This is a genomic window from Paenibacillus sp. FA6 (assembly GCF_051550225.1).
Classification (GTDB): Bacteria; Bacillota; Bacilli; order Paenibacillales; family Paenibacillaceae; genus Paenibacillus_AQ.
In genome coordinates this window covers 1,472,073-1,487,366 of record NZ_CP188820.1, presented here as the reverse complement: position 1 = coordinate 1,487,366, position 15,294 = coordinate 1,472,073, and the positions used below count along the sequence as shown (strand labels likewise).

At 40.0% G+C, this 15,294-nt stretch carries 17 protein-coding genes; 6 read left to right on the top strand and 11 right to left on the bottom strand.

Going from position 1 to position 15,294, the window contains the following annotated elements; translation table 11 throughout:
- Positions 1-34: 34 nt before the first annotated feature.
- The 3 genes from ACP8HI_RS06830 to ACP8HI_RS06820 all read right to left on the bottom strand — a co-directional run bounded on the left by ACP8HI_RS06830 (position 35) and on the right by ACP8HI_RS06820 (position 3,292).
- Positions 35-1,372: an ABC transporter substrate-binding protein gene (locus tag ACP8HI_RS06830; RefSeq protein WP_438350368.1), complete on the bottom strand. Its 1,338-nt coding sequence runs from the start codon at positions 1,370-1,372 to the stop codon at positions 35-37.
- 179 nt (positions 1,373-1,551) lie between these two features.
- Entirely contained in the window at positions 1,552-2,529 is a 978-nt protein-coding gene (locus ACP8HI_RS06825; RefSeq protein WP_438350367.1) for a LacI family DNA-binding transcriptional regulator, read from the bottom strand.
- 343 nt (positions 2,530-2,872) lie between these two features.
- Positions 2,873-3,292, bottom strand: coding sequence for a helix-turn-helix domain-containing protein (locus ACP8HI_RS06820; protein ID WP_438350366.1), 420 nt, complete (start codon positions 3,290-3,292; stop codon positions 2,873-2,875).
- Between the two features lie 85 nt (positions 3,293-3,377).
- Between ACP8HI_RS06820 and ACP8HI_RS06815 the strand changes: the two genes are divergently transcribed.
- Positions 3,378-3,575, top strand: coding sequence for a hypothetical protein (locus tag ACP8HI_RS06815; protein ID WP_438350365.1), 198 nt, complete (start codon positions 3,378-3,380; stop codon positions 3,573-3,575).
- A 151-nt stretch (positions 3,576-3,726) separates the two neighbouring features.
- On the top strand, positions 3,727-4,332 hold the full coding sequence (locus ACP8HI_RS06810) for a pentapeptide repeat-containing protein (RefSeq protein ID WP_438350364.1): 606 nt from the start codon (positions 3,727-3,729) through the stop codon (positions 4,330-4,332).
- A 1-nt stretch (position 4,333) separates the two neighbouring features.
- Here ACP8HI_RS06810 and ACP8HI_RS06805 read toward each other — a convergent pair whose 3' ends face one another.
- The 4 genes from ACP8HI_RS06805 to ACP8HI_RS06790 all read right to left on the bottom strand — a co-directional run bounded on the left by ACP8HI_RS06805 (position 4,334) and on the right by ACP8HI_RS06790 (position 8,124).
- Complete coding sequence (locus tag ACP8HI_RS06805) at positions 4,334-4,507, bottom strand: hypothetical protein (protein WP_438350363.1); 174 nt, start codon at positions 4,505-4,507, stop codon at positions 4,334-4,336.
- Between the two features lie 138 nt (positions 4,508-4,645).
- Positions 4,646-5,398: a type I methionyl aminopeptidase gene (gene map, locus ACP8HI_RS06800; RefSeq protein WP_438350362.1), complete on the bottom strand. Its 753-nt coding sequence runs from the start codon at positions 5,396-5,398 to the stop codon at positions 4,646-4,648.
- A 160-nt stretch (positions 5,399-5,558) separates the two neighbouring features.
- A complete protein-coding gene (locus tag ACP8HI_RS06795; protein WP_438350361.1) occupies positions 5,559-6,464 on the bottom strand; it encodes a DMT family transporter in 906 nt (301 codons plus the stop codon).
- A gap of 49 nt (positions 6,465-6,513) precedes the next feature.
- Positions 6,514-8,124, bottom strand: a complete 1,611-nt coding sequence (locus ACP8HI_RS06790) for an S-layer homology domain-containing protein (protein WP_438350360.1) — start codon at positions 8,122-8,124, stop codon at positions 6,514-6,516.
- 776 nt (positions 8,125-8,900) lie between these two features.
- On the opposite strand from ACP8HI_RS06790, the gene ACP8HI_RS06785 reads away from it, so the two are divergent.
- The 3 genes from ACP8HI_RS06785 to ACP8HI_RS06775 all read left to right on the top strand — a co-directional run bounded on the left by ACP8HI_RS06785 (position 8,901) and on the right by ACP8HI_RS06775 (position 10,224).
- Complete coding sequence (locus ACP8HI_RS06785; RefSeq protein ID WP_438350359.1) at positions 8,901-9,131, top strand: stalk domain-containing protein; 231 nt, start codon at positions 8,901-8,903, stop codon at positions 9,129-9,131.
- Between the two features lie 65 nt (positions 9,132-9,196).
- Positions 9,197-9,523, top strand: coding sequence for a hypothetical protein (locus ACP8HI_RS06780; protein ID WP_438350358.1), 327 nt, complete (start codon positions 9,197-9,199; stop codon positions 9,521-9,523).
- Between the two features lie 518 nt (positions 9,524-10,041).
- Complete coding sequence (locus ACP8HI_RS06775; RefSeq protein WP_438350357.1) at positions 10,042-10,224, top strand: hypothetical protein; 183 nt, start codon at positions 10,042-10,044, stop codon at positions 10,222-10,224.
- Between the two features lie 40 nt (positions 10,225-10,264).
- On the opposite strand, the gene ACP8HI_RS06770 is transcribed toward ACP8HI_RS06775, so the two are convergent.
- Together ACP8HI_RS06770 and ACP8HI_RS06765 are read right to left on the bottom strand one after the other, a co-directional pair.
- Positions 10,265-11,071 (bottom strand): serine/threonine protein kinase, encoded by an 807-nt coding sequence (locus ACP8HI_RS06770; protein ID WP_438350356.1) that lies wholly within the window; start codon positions 11,069-11,071, stop codon positions 10,265-10,267.
- A gap of 329 nt (positions 11,072-11,400) precedes the next feature.
- Positions 11,401-11,958 (bottom strand): GNAT family N-acetyltransferase, encoded by a 558-nt coding sequence (locus tag ACP8HI_RS06765; protein WP_438350355.1) that lies wholly within the window; start codon positions 11,956-11,958, stop codon positions 11,401-11,403.
- A 136-nt stretch (positions 11,959-12,094) separates the two neighbouring features.
- Here ACP8HI_RS06765 and ACP8HI_RS06760 point away from each other — a divergent pair, with 136 nt between their 5' ends.
- The gene (locus tag ACP8HI_RS06760; RefSeq protein WP_438350354.1) at positions 12,095-13,459 is read left to right on the top strand and encodes a TrkH family potassium uptake protein; all 1,365 of its coding nucleotides are present in this window, start codon (positions 12,095-12,097) and stop codon (positions 13,457-13,459) included.
- Between the two features lie 64 nt (positions 13,460-13,523).
- Here the strand turns inward: ACP8HI_RS06760 and ACP8HI_RS06755 are convergent, their stop codons facing one another.
- Entirely contained in the window at positions 13,524-14,198 is a 675-nt protein-coding gene (locus ACP8HI_RS06755) for a response regulator (RefSeq protein ID WP_438350353.1), read from the bottom strand.
- Positions 14,198-15,034, bottom strand: coding sequence for a sensor histidine kinase (locus ACP8HI_RS06750; RefSeq protein WP_438350352.1), 837 nt, complete (start codon positions 15,032-15,034; stop codon positions 14,198-14,200). The genes ACP8HI_RS06755 and ACP8HI_RS06750 overlap by 1 nt, the downstream gene beginning before the upstream one ends.
- Between the last annotated feature and the right edge of the window lie 260 nt (positions 15,035-15,294).

Genomic DNA, 15,294 nt, shown 5'->3' with positions numbered 1-15,294 from the left:
TATCCCTTTCTTTTTCAGATTATCATCTACAGTTCTATTTAACGCCTTTCCAATATCCTTGAATTTCCTTAGCAAGTGAAGCACGATCGCTTGCTTTGGCAAGATACTTCTGCATCGATGCCCCTACATTAGACCAGTGATCGGCAGGAAGTAAGCTCATGGACTGCTCAGATTTACCATCTGCAATATAATCCTGAATGGACTGTGCAAGTGGATCAACGGCAGGCAATGTAATATTCTTAAAAGCTGGAATAATATTTGCTTTATTAACTAAGAAATCTTGACCCTTTTGTTCATAAACGATCCAATCAAGAAATTTCTTTGCTGCTTCTTGTTGCTCAGGTGAGCTCTTCTCTTTATCTAGAACGATACGTTTGGAAACGGCAGAAGAAATCTCTTGGTTACCATAATCGTCGACATTATTACTAATCGGTACTGGAAGGAAGCCATATTGCTGATCCGTAGATGTATCGAAGCTACTAATTTGCGGCCATGCCCAGTTACCCATGAACCAGATCCCAACCTCACCTTTACCAAGAAGCTCTGCATCACGTTCGTAAATACCAGATAACGGAGAAGCCTCATCCATGTTGTATTTCATCATGACATCAAAGGTATCCATTAAACCATTAAATACTTTATTGTCCGCAAGATCGACTTCTCCTGCTCTCAAAGCGTCAACGAATTTGTCCACTTCACCGATATCTTTGTCCTGACCTGCGTAAGCCAATGGGAAGAAGTGAGCACCTAGTGACCAATCTACTGATGAAACTTTGAGTGCTTTCTTGCCAGAAGCTTCTATTTGTTTAAATAGATTCTCAAGCGACTCTGTCGTGTTAATCGTAGTCGGATCGAATGTTCCTCCTACCGCCTTATCAACGACGGCTTTGTTATAGATAAATCCATAACCTTCAATCGCCAGTGGGAAAGCGAAATTCTTATCCTCGAATGTTGTTAAAGACGTTGCATTCTCAACAGCATCCTCATTCCACTTCTCACCACTCAAATCAAGAATACGATCCTTAAATTTCTCAACATCACCCGTATCAAGCATAATCATCGCTGGTGGATTACCGGATGCATACAATGTTGATGCACGTTCAAAAGGTGAACCACCGGCAGGTACTAATTGTACATCTAAAGTTATGTTGGGATTATCTTCATGAAACGCTTTAGCTGCATCTTCAAGTTGTGTTTGAATTTCTCCCTTGGAGTTCAGTAACGTAATTTTCACTTCTTTATCTTTGCTACCCTTTGCTGAACCCTCTGAAGTTTGTGATGAATCATTGTTAGTTGCGTTACCACATGCTGAGAGGATCATCACCACAACTAATGATAAAATCAATAATTGAACTCCTTTGTAACTCTTCATACTTTTTCCCCCATTGTAGTTTTATGTTGTATCGGCTGCATATCAACCGCTTACATTTCGAATTATATGTTAAACGTTTAGCATATGTCAATCGTTTAGCATATCCTTTTTTTAAAAAAGTCATTGCATCGATATTATTTATCGGATGGAATGACTTTCAGGGATATATTGAGTCTCTTTTAAGTTGTGCCACGCTCCATTAATTCAACAGACAGAAGATTCTCAGTAAGAAAAGGCTCTCCCTCAAGCTGTTTACCTATCAATTCTACAGCTAATCTCCCTATATCCGCGATCGGTTGCCTTATGGATGTGATTTCGGGTGTAACCCACATAGCTGCACTTACATCATCATATCCAACGATTCGAACATCCCTTGGTACTTGTTTACCTGCTTTGATGAAGCCCTTCAGTGCAAATGCTGCAATAATATCGCTAGTAGCAAATATCCCATCCACATCTGGATGTTCTATAATCAACTTTTGAATGATCTGCTCATACTGCATTTGATCAAATACATTCATGTCTGTCTGAATAATAACATGTTCTATGCCATACCTATTCACTACGTTCTGAAATGCATCGCTACGCTTGTTGGCAAGAAGATCCAACTTCAGATTCCCACAAATGTGTGCAATTTTCTTACAACCTTTACTAACGAGTAATTCTGTGGCAAGCTCCCCTCCGCGATAATTATCTGAGGAGATCCACGGAATATCGATATCAATTTGGCGATCAATGGTTACTATAGGTGACTTCAAATTTCTATATTCATCCACTTCTAGTGTGTGGCTACCCATAATAATACCGTCCACCCGATTGCGTTTGAGCATTTCTATATAATCTCTTTCCTTCACAGGATCCAAGCGAGAGTTACATAGGAGTACTTTACAACCATTTTGATAAGCATAAAATTCGACATGATCTGCAAGTTCTGCAAAAAAGGGATGAGATACACTCGGAACGATAAGTCCTATAATGTTCGATTGCTTACGCACAAGCGATCTTGCAATTTCATTGGGCTGATAATTGAGTTGTTCCATTGTACTGTATACTTTTTTACGCATTGCTTCGCTTATGTAACCTCTATTATTAAGCACTCTTGAGACTGTAGTAACGGACACGCCCGCTTTTAATGCCACATCATGTATAGTCGCCATAATCTCCCTCTCATCACACTCTCACTTTATAAGGTTGTTCAAAAAGTCATCTTTTGATCACGAAGGTTACCAAGATGCCTATTCGACATCGAATATTGAATTCACCCGGTCCTAGCATATGCTTTCGAGGTATGTTTCCTTCGGAAACATTTCAGGTGCTCACGTAGGTACTGCCAGCGTAGGCTTCCGAAGTCGTTTTCTACGAAAACGTGTAGCTCCGCTCCTCACTCCCTATCTTCATTCAATCTTCTCGGTGCTGAAAATCCGACTTTTTGAACTCTCACTTTATGAAACTATACCTAATATTTCGTTGGTAGACAAACTAGATAAATTCTTTCTTTGCTTATCTTTTATAAAAGACCCGTTGGATATCATGCGTCATATTCTTCTCACGATAAGATCCTGGGGATATTCCCTTATGCTTCCTAAACATTTCCCCAAAGTAATTAGCACATGAGAATCCCGTTTGCTCAGCAATACTCTCTAAGTTATCCGTTGTAGATAGTAAAAGCTTCACAGCATGAAACCGATCATCCAAAGCCATCTCATACATATTCCATGCTTTAGCCATCAGATCAGACTGAGCAGACAATTGGAATACGGGCTCTGACAGCGTAAGCAACTGTCTCCAGAAAGGTAATGCATCTTTGGAAAATTCAATATATAACACTTCCCACTCCGAAGATGTAACGGGGAGATAATACCGATGATCACCCGGAATATCCACGATGAAGGCAGTTTTCGGACTTAAGGAATAGTTCATACTAGAGAATATGACGATTCGTAACATATCATATCAATATTATACCTAATCCATATGTTTCTACACAAATCTTAGGAGGTAGATTATGAGTATCCACTTTGATACTGAAAGACAATTTTTTCATCTACAAAGTAAAAATACGAGCTATGTCATGCAGGTCATTAACGGTGACTACTTAACCCATCTGTATTGGGGAGCGAAAATCAAATCCTATAACCACAGTAATCCGTTGCTCTTTATTGATCGAGGTTTCTCATCCAATCCTACTCCGCTAGACCTGTAATTCTCACTGGATACGATACCACATGAATACTCAGCCTATGGCAATGGTGACTTCAGATGACTCGACCACTATGCTACAGTTCTGAGCATAGCGGCCTCTTCTCGCTTCTTAATTATTAGTAGTATAATAAGCAATATAGGAGATGATCATCATGTTTCTGCACGTAGATAAGAACTACACCAACATTGACTTCAGCAACTCTGACCTACGCTATGGAGAACTTCGTAACTGTACTTTCGATGAGTGTATTTTCCGCGGTACACCACTAGAGGAGGTGTTAACCTCAGGTTGTTTATTCATTAATTGTGACTTTACGAATGCCACTCTGAACTCCTCTCAACATCGTGGTTCGGCATTTACCAATTGTAAATTTCACGAGAGCAACTTATTTGTGTCTAAATTCGTAAATTGTAAGATGACTGGATCGGATTTCTTCAAGGCAAGAATGGATGGAATAACTATTGAAGAAGGTGATTGGTCTTACACTAACCTTCGACATGTTAATTTAGGCAAACAGGATTTACGTAAAGTTCGATTCTTCGAGGCTGATATGTACGAAGCTAACTTAGAAAAGGTTGATTTCAGAGAAGCTGATTTAACACGAGTTCAATTGGGGAAAGCAAACATTCGAGGTGCTGATCTTCGAGGGGCCATCCTAGATGGCATTGATTTTAAATCATTAGATATAACGGGAGTTAGAATGGATCTCATCCAAGCCGTTGCTTTCACGCGATCTTTTGGTGCGAAAATTGATTAGTTTATGATGCCGCTACGATGACGGATTGTCCTTCCGATCGCTGTTGCCCTCCGATTTCTTGATTTGATTCCGCCCTATAGCGGGTGAAATCTGATGGCAAAGGCGAACGCTTACGCTTCTTCAGGGCAATTCCGTCACCTTCGCTACTTCGAATATTAATCCTTATTTTCTGCAAGTATGAGAGCAGTCTCCTCAGAATGATATACTTTCCAATAGAGAAATAAAAGCGACCTTCCATTCAGATTAGAATGGAAAATCGCCTATATTTATAAAAATCATTTCACAAAATCAAAAACATAAGTTGTAAATCTACTTAAACACCTTGATCAGTCAGTATAATAGGACCGTCTGCCGTAATCGCTATCGTATGTTCATATTGTGCAGATAATCCACCATCAAGAGTTCTTGCTGTCCAACCATCATCATCTAATTTACTACGATAAGTCCCTGTGTTTATCATGGGCTCGATTGTAATAACCATGCCTTCTTTAAGTCTTGGACCTAGATTAGGCGGACCGTAATGGGGAACTTGGGGATCTTCATGCATATCCATACCAATTCCATGTCCAATGAATTCTCTAACGACAGAGAAGCCCTCTGCTTCAGCATAGACTTGAATGCTATGTGAGATATCTCCGATTCGATTACCAATGACAGCCTTCTCGATCCCTCTGTACAGAGATTCCTTCGTTACGTCCATAAGCTTCTGGGATTGCTCAGATACTTGACCTACGGCGTAAGTCCAAGCAGAATCTGCTAACCATCCATTGAGATTCACAACCATATCAATGGTCACGATGTCCCCTTCTTTTAACTTCGTATGGGAAGGAAATCCATGACAAATAACGTCATTTACGGATGCACAGGTTGCAAAACGATATCCATTGTAACCCTTTTGTTCAGGAGTAGCCCCATTTTTAATAATAAATTGCTCAGCGAATCGATCGATCTCCAATGTTCCTATTCCAGGAACGATCATCTTGCTAATTTCTCGATGACACGCCGCTAATATTTCACCAGCAAGCTTCATCTTCTGAATCTGTTCTTTCGTCTTAATTGTAATCATGTTCTGATCCCTCATTCTATTATTATCTTCTTATTATAACCAAACTTTCCACCTTCGTGAAAAAAAATTAAGTCGCTAGAATGAAATTATACATCTTATCCTCATAGTATTCAAAAATTCAGGAAAAATTGCATCTTTCAGATCCCTTGGAAAAATAACATTACGAATCCAGCAATGATTCATGATTGTTATTAGAATGGGTTACTTTCATGAATAAAATCATGCCCGCAATCGCGAGCAACCCGCCGCTCATTTGCACAGCACTGATCTTCTCCTGCAATAAGAAGACAGCTAGTAAGCTCGCTCCTACTGGTTCTCCAAGAATACTCATGGATACCGTTGTTGCCGATATGTATTGAAGAAGCCAGTTAAACAACATATGCCCGAATACAGTTGGAACGATGGCTAATAGAAAGAATATTCCCCACTCTTTGTTATCGTAATTCGTAAATGATACTCCAAGCGACAAATTATAGAGGGCAAACACGACAATAGCCGAAGAAAAGACGGATAGATTATACACATAAGGCGATACTTGCGAAAGTAGCTTTTGACCAAGTAACATATGAACTGCAACGGCCACTGTACCGATGAAAGACAATAAATCTCCATATAGATTAGTACTAGAAACACCGATATCTCCCCAACCTATAAGACCGGCGCCGACGATGGCAATCAACATACCTAGCTTGGCGAATACAGATATTCTCTCCTTGAATACAAAATACGCTCCAAACCAAATAAATACAGGCTCTAACGCCAATATAATCGTCGAACTGGCCACCGTCGTATACTTCAATGAACCCATCCATAATAAGAAATGTAGCGCAAGAAAGAACCCGGACAGTCCGAGAAGGAGCCAATTCTTGATAGAAATCCTCCGAAATTCAGAGATACGCCGAATTCCAAAGGGTAACATGAGGAGTACTGTGAATAAGAGTCTATACATTCCTTGGACCGATGCAGGTGAAGTAGACCATTTAATAAATATGGAAGAGAACGAGAGTGCAATCACTCCGATGATAAGTGGAATAATAATAGGAATAGGCGATGATGACTTTTGCATTTATGTTTCCTTTCCATTCGTATGTCTAGTAATATATATGATTTGAAATTCAGTAGGATGAAAATTTGCTAACATTCCTCAGGGCAGACCAAATATCACGCGTCTCTGAGCCGATATACCAAAAGGCATACCCTGCAACACCCTTATTAGCAGCCATTTGAGCTTTAAGCGAGAGCGAACGACTGTCTTCAACCCATATGCTATGCTTCGTTTCCTGTTTCGTATATGTTGCTATATACTGACCTATCAAATCGTTCCATACAAGCTTAGCTTTTGAAGTACGGATAAGTTGTCCCTGCCGCTCCAATGTTAATTCTTCAGACAAGACCCCTTGTTTAGATGTAGACCAATCACGTGTATACAAGGGTAACGCCGCAATAATTTTATTCGATGGAACAGCATTCAGCAATGTATTCAATGCTTTCTCCAGCCATGGCAATGAAGATACCGACCCAGCTACCGGAGATTGGCCCCAATGCTCATCATAACCCATAAGAACGACATAATCAGCAGCAGCACCGAGTTTCGCATAATCAAAAGCTTCTGTCCAATCACTCCCCAAATCAGGGGATACATCTATGGATAGAACTGCTCCAGTCCTATGTAGTTCATGAGTTAACTCAACTATAAAAGAAGTTAAATATCCACGATCTACAGGTTTCACATTTTCAAAGTCAACATTAATCCCATCTAGGGCATACTTCTTAACATACGTGGTCAATTGCTGTATAACGCTTCTTCTCTTTGTAGAATCAGACAATATAGCATGTGTTAATTCGGCATCCGAACGATTTCCAAACATGGCCCATATTTTCTTATCATGTTGTTTCGCATAGGTTATGAGTTGGGAGTCCGTCTTATCCGATACCAGCCCATTATCTGTTAAGAAAAACCATCTTGGCGTCAACGTATTGATATTGGAATCATTAATCTGATCTATAAACTCCGCTGTTGTACTATCATACTGCCAGCCCATTTGAATAGTAGTATCTTGTAGTCCTCCCATAACCTTCACTCCGAATGAACTGCTCAGAACCCGATCTAATACGACTGCCGTTTCTTGCCTAGTCATGTTATCATTTGGACGAAACTTGTTATCTTGCCCGATCATAAGTGTGTTCTTCTGAATCATTGTTACATAAGGAATGGCCCATTTAGCGATATCACCAGCATCAGAAAATGTAGGATAACTTTGATTTTCTGCTGACTTTAGCTTAATAGCTCTAGCTATAATCGTCGCAACCTCTTGACGGCTAATCGACTTTTGAGGTTCAAATCTTCCAAGACGAGTCCCATCCACTATACCCAAGTTGAATCCAGCTTGTACCCAACCAACATACCAGTCCCCCTTACGAACATCCGTAAATGGAGCAATATCATTATCTACCGGTTCTAATCGTAAAAGACGAGCGATCATCGTTATAAATTCAGCCCGAGTGACAGGTTGTTGTGGCTCAAATGTACGCTCAGCCTTACCATTAATAATATTTAGCTTAGCTAACCGAATAATCTCCTTCTGAGCATAACTATTTGTAATATCATCAAAAGGTAATGGGTTACTTACAGGTTTCGCCATGGCTGCGGGTATCGTGGTAAACCCTGCAAATATCATTACAATCAGCATTAGCGTCAACATCTTATATAATCGGTTCATTCTCATGAGAAAAGCCTCGCTTTTTTAATAGAATAGACAACTTGTCTATTCTATCAAATTTAAGCAAAGGCCTTTACGATCAAATAATGGAAGACTTATGGTCGGAACTACAACAACTTAACCATCTTTTTTAAGATTCAGCTATATGCGCACGTAATCATTACCCTAGTAAGACATTGTTTTATGGATCATTTTCATTTGTAAGTTTCGTTCATATTAAAGTTTATATGCAGAGAATGTGATTTCCCAGTAATGTTCCATGATGAAATCATACCACTAAAATCATGCTACTATTCTTTTTCTTCAACATTATGTACTTACTTATATTATAACTACAATCTGAATCCAGTGTCACATTAATAACTACTCCAGTATTCCGTATCTCTCGAAGGAGTTGAAAAATGACTACCTTCTTGCTCCCAGGCTTGCAAAATTATAATGCCGTCTTATCTTCCCAACTAATGTAGCCTTTATTTGCAACTCTCTAATTAGTAGGCTGCCATGCCAGCACATTGTCCATGAGAAATGTCCGTGATGATCCAGTCCCGAGATCGGTAGCTTTAATCAGACCATTGCGGATAGCGTTGTTCATCACTCAATGCCGAAATTTGCAACATGTTGTATTATGATGAGGGTTAAGATACATATTATACCATTGGTGGGAAAATGAATTTGAAAATAAAAATGAAGAAAACAACACTTATTGGATCGGCACTTGTTTTGTTATTAACATTTTCAGCAGGAGCTTCAGCAGCGTCGACATTGGAGAAAATCCAAGCAACTTGAATCATGGAATATCCTTTTTGTTAGATGGTGAGGCTTGGACTCCGAAGGATCCAACCGGGAAAAAGTTAACTCCTATCAGCTACAAAGGAGCTACGTACGTCCCGCTTAAATCCGTAGCTGAAGCAACCGGAGTCGATGTTGATTGGGATGCGAAGAAACAACAAATTTCATTAACTACTAAAACGTCTAGCGCTTCAAATATAGGGGGAGGGCACCTTTCGGAGTAGGTAATGTCTCTCATCTTAAATGGGATGTTACTACTAACGGAATCACACGTAATAAGGACGATTTATTGTTTGGAGAAACACAATACAGTACAGCCTTTATGGTTAGTGGTGTGAATAGTGCTGGTCAAGGTGTAGCCTTTAAAGTTAAAGCAGGCACAACTAAAGTAGGTGTGCTTATCGGATTTAAAAGCTCTGCCATTGATAAAGTAGTTACTGGATCTTATACTATTACCGACAAAGAGGGGCAAGCCTTATCAACTGGACAGATAAATGACAATGCAGTAGTTGATAATGTCCTGGTGTTGCCGAAAAATACGACAGAGCTACAAGTGACTTTCAAGGGACCGGCTGGAGAAAAATCGAATGGCTTTATCATTTGGGATGAAAGCTAGTTAGAAAATTAATTAACTAAAGCGCCTTCGGGTGCTTTTCTTTTAAACATTTATTTGAAGTATAACTAATAGAGGTGTAATAAATGATCGTTAAAAGGGGATTTTATTGAGGTTAGAAATAGGCTATTCCTGCTTTTACAATCTTACGGTACTTAGCTTTTGATTCTAGGATACCGGACATAACTTCGATCTCATACTGTAACATTAAATTATTTTCGTTTGGTGTTCCCATTTAAGTATCCCTCGGCTTCCGTGTAGGATTGGAGACGAGATAGAGGATGTCTGCAAAATGCCACGCGTGGCGCGCCGCTATCTCAGCCGGGGGATACCCTGGATGATTGGGAGGACGTTAGCGCGTCCTCCTTTATTTTTGGGCATAAGAAAAACCGCCCAACATCAGGCGGTTGATTGTAAACCATCGTTTTCCTTACCTAGCAAGTTCAGAAGAGTAGAAGAGTGAATTTGAAACCTCACGACCTGTTATCCGTAGTAAACAAAATCAAAGGAGGAATGAAGAAATGCTCAAGCGCTTACTACAAAAAATATTAGGATCCTTCCAACAATCTAATCATAGAAGTCATCGCTACAGCTCCAGCAGTCGGAAGCAACATTATGGTCGCCGGAATTCGTCCGACCAAGGTTACGGACACAAAAAGCAAGGCCATGGTTACTACAAAAATAAATATAGAAGCTCTAGCTAATCAACAAAGCCGCGTAAAGCGGCTCTTTTTTATATACTCATCAATCCAACCACTGTTCCAAGTCCCGCACAAATTGTTGTGTATCCATATAAGGAGGATCGATCTGGAGCAACTTGCGAAGAATATGCTTGGTCATCGGTGATACAGTCAGCTCGTCCTCCCATCCTGAATTTAATTCAACTTCTAAAGTGCACGAATCATAACCGGAATACAGCATAAAAAGAATAAAGTGGCCAATAGCATATAGATCGTTTGGAGCCTCCACGGTTCTACTTAGCGTTGTCTCCTCATCCGCTCCGAAATCCGTGCAAATCGGCTCCCCCAAGCGACATGCCAAGCCGAAATCAATAAGGTGGATCTGATCTCCATCCAATATGACGTTCGGTATCCGGATATCGAAATGAACGAATCCTTGTTCATGGACATAACTTAAAATCTCCATCAATCTGTGAACGAAACATAGCGTCTCTTTTTCAGAAAACACTGCTCCTCGCTCGAAAATCAAATCTTCCACTGTCTGTCCATTCACGTACTCGGTTACCATATACAACTGGTTCTTATATTCGAATGACGCTAAGCATCTCTGAATCGAAGGATGCCGCAGCCGACCCAGAACGTAAATCTCCCGGCACAACAAATCTCGACTGACTGTCCCCTTACTTGGCTTGGCTTGCTTCAGAACTACCTCTTGGCCGGTATCCATATCCAGGCATATGTAGGTCAAACCGTAGCTGCCAATACCAAGGAAATGTTGAATTCGGTATTTGTTAGTGATAACGGTGCCCTCTCTTTTGGGGTAGTCGATCCAAGCCTCGTACACCCCTTTCAAATACTCGATCAAATCCATGGTACCTCCTGAAATCTTAAATTTTATAACCACCTAGAGTTATTACCTTCATATCCATATGTTTTTTTAATTATATCATTTAATTGAACTATTCTTCCCCTTAAGTTTAATAAGAGAATCAAAGGAAATATACTAGCCAAGATGGAGAGAATACTTCAGAAAACAAACATAAAAAAGAAGACCACAGAAATGATCAAAACTCACTTCACAGATATTCTTAATTTTGATTTCTAGCAGAGAATGTGATTTTTATGTGATTTAATCAGAAAAGGCTACCTCTCGGAAGCCTTTTAAACACTGGTTTTTCGGGGGGTGGGTTGATGTATGACTTACAACATCTTAACCATATGATAGTATAAGTGACCGTTAATCGGGATCTCCTTGTCTACTTTAAAACCTGATCTTTGGTACAACGAATAGGCTCCGATATTATCTTTAATGACGGCAAGTGCAATTTTGGAGAAATGTCGCTTTCTCGCTTCACTCTCTACAGCAAGCATTAATTCTGTACCAATGCCTTGCCTCCCGTATGCGGAAGATACGGATAGGGTATCTATATAATATTCATCCTCATCAGCTTCTTTATCTAGCATGATGCTTGAGTCGTTCTTTAAGGTACGTAAGTAATCAACAATTGGTTGATCCAATGCTGTAGCATCCGATCCTGCGTAGGATACGACGGCTCCTCCTACCCTACCTTTCACTTCTTTAACTAAAATCTGCTTATAACTTAAACGTCCATCTTCTTGAACAAAAAAATTCTCTAGAACATCTAGGGCATCCATTTCATGGTCTTGACCTGTCAATTGGTGGGCTATATCATGCAGGGCATCATAAAGTAGTCGTGATACAAATGGTGCATCTTCTTTTTTTGCGGGTCTTAACATCTTTTATCCCTCCATACTTTCCGTGTTGAACTTAAATTATAACTCATCAGAAAAATTTATGGGAGTCAAGGACTGTTTTATCAAACGTGGGTACACTATAATAAAAAGAATGACATTCTAGAAAGTGAGTTTTGCAATGAATATATTGACAAAAAGGAAGCTATTCCGCTACCTTTTAACACCTCCAAAAATTTTAGTATTCGGCTTCGCGATAATAATATTCATAGGAGCCATTCTGCTGTCATTACCTATCGCCTCTTCCACAGGAGTAGCATTATCCTTTGTAGATGCTTTGTTTATGGCCACATCTGCCACATGTGTAACAGGGCTTGCTGTTATTGATCCCGGAACACAGCTATCTTTATTTGGAGAAATTGTGATGCTCAGTCTTTTTCAAATTGGTGGCTTAGGCTTTACGACCATGGCTACGTTGATTGCTTTAGTATTTAACAAGCGCATTTCGATCAAAGAACGCTTAATTTTGCAACAAGCCATGAATCACGGAAGTATGGAAGGTATCGTGCGATTAATGCGCAAAGTGATCTTCTACTCCCTCACAATTGAACTGATCGGAGCTGCACTTTTAGCCATACGTTTTTCTTTGGACATGCCTATCATTCAAGCCATGTATTATGGGGTGTTTCATAGCATTTCTTCGTTCACAAACGTAGGATTTGATATCCTTGGAACCATTCATGGACCTTTCAGTAGCTTTAATCCTTATGTTAATGATCCGTTTGTTAATCTAATTCTTATGCTACTCATATTTCTAGGTGGTATTGGTTTTATTGTTATATCCGATCTCCTCGGATTTCGCAAATCAAGAAAACTATTACTACATAGTAAAGTCGTTCTCACAGTGTCCGTAGCCCTTATTGTGGTGGGAACTATCGTTATTTATATTTTTGAATACACAAACGTACATACCCTACAAGCTTTAAGTCACCCTGACAAAATCATTGCATCTGCCTTACAATCGGTCACGACACGTTCTGGTGGAATCAGTACACTTGATATCCCTATGTTACGTCAATCTACACAGTTTTTTATGATTATATGGATGTTCATTGGTGCAGCACCGGGTTCAACGGGTGGTGGGATTAAAGTTACTACCTTTGCAATTCTTATTGGTGCAGTGTATACCATGGCCCGAGGTAGAGAGGACGTTGTATTTTTCCGTAACCGTATTGCGAAGGAAGTCGTATATAAGGCCATTACACTTACACTATTGTCATTCCTGCTTGTCATCGCCTTTACCATGGTATTGTCTATCACAGAAGACCGTCAATTTCTAACACTTCTATTCGAGACAACCTCAGCCTTTGGAACATGCGGTCTTTCTATGGGGATCACGCCCGATCTTTCTCCCTTTGGAAAGGGTTCGATTACCTTCCTTATGTTCTTAGGTCGACTTGGACCTCTGACATTAGCTTATGCTCTAACTCCAAAGGCAAAAAAAGAATCCTTCCGATATCCTGAAGGTAAAATTACGATAGGATAAATCAAAGAACGCAAAAGAACTTCAAGCCCCCTCATGGGATCTTGAAGTTCTTTTTTCGGAAAATTCAAGTACGTTTGCGCTTGGGGAACAATCCTTGCTTACGACTAACCAACCCTTTTTCAAGCGCGTAACGAGTTAATTGCACACGATTCTCAAGATGTAGTTTGTGTAGAATATTCTTCAGATGATTCTTAACCGTAAGATCTGATATACCTAGCTGCGTCCCAATCTCCTTATTCGTCATACCAGAGGCAACCCAATTTAATATTTCTCTTTCTCTAGCAGTCAGCGGAATATGCTCCTCACTTTCCAAGGATGTCGGGAACTCCTTCAATATTTGAAAAGCCAGTTCTCGGCTAAGTGGGGCATCATCTCTCATAATGGCATGTAAATATTCCAACCACGTTGATGGAGATAGATTCTTCAGTAAATATCCTTGTGCGCCCTGCTTCAAAGCTTCAAATAAATGTGCTATGTCATCAGAGACGGTGATCATGACTATTTTGACATAAGGATATTGTAATTTGATAATCCGAGTTGCCTCAAGCCCACCCATTTCCTTCAGATGAATATCCATTAAGATGAGATCAGGCATAAGTCGCTCCGTTAAGGCTATCGCTTCTTCAGCACTTGGCACCACTCCTACGACTTCAAAATCGCTATCTACAGCTAAAATTTCGATGATCGCTTCCCTCGCATGTTGTGAGTCATCGACAACGATGACACGGTATATACTCACTAGGTGGTCATCTCCTTTCTAATCTCAATGATCGTTCCGTTAGAAACCTCGGGTAAGGAAACCGTCCAATCCAATTCCTGTGCTCTTTCCTTCATAATCCGCATGCCATAACGATCTTTATGTACACCGGGGTCTTCCTTGATCCCTACACCATTATCTTGTATTCGAACATGCCATGACTGATCTGATCCTTCACCACGAATAGAAACGGTTGTAGCTTTTGCATGCTTCGTAATATTAAGGAGTGCTTCTCGAATGCAAGCTAACATCTCAATCTTATGCTTTGTATCTAAACAAGAATCGGGAATGGTCCATTCAATAACAGGTTGTAATGTTAACGTCTCTTCCGCGATCTGCATGATCCGTGCTTTCACGGTGTCTTCATACATATTGTCCTCTATTGTCGCTGGATAACGTAAATTTGCAATAGCTTGACGAGCATATCGATTGACTTCGTGTACCGTTTTTCGAATTTCTTGTATTTCTTCAATGTCCTCTGCTTTCGTTCTTTTAGAATGAGCAGTATCTAATTGCACCGATAACAAGAATAATGACTGTGCAATCCCATCATGTAACTCTCTAGCCAAATGATCTCTCGCTTCAAATGCCGTCTTCTCCGCACGCTCACGGTTCAATTCCTCTTGGTTATGTTCTAGCATCCGAAATAGAGGCATTAATAATGTTAAACTAATAAGATACACAAAAACAGGGCTTAGAATATTTCCAAGTTCCATAGAGATGTATGGTAACAAGAAGCTATGTCTCAAGTATTCCCATAAGCCCACGGTTAACGTAGGCAGAAAAAGGATTAACCACTTTATCTGTTTGTACGACATCTTGCCCTCCCAAGTAGAAACGGCTTCGCCATCCTTTTTCAAGGACGGCACCCGTTTCAGCAGAAATATAAGGAATAGAGTATCAAGTGAAACTTATGCTTTCTTATATTTTAACCATTCGCATAAAGTAAACACAAATATAATACCACTGACTTCTGTCATGAGCTGTTGACTCATTATATCGAATAAGCTTCGTAAATACATCTAATGTTCTTCCATCCAGTTTCTAGCTTCCTTTAACAATCCACTCAAACAACCTC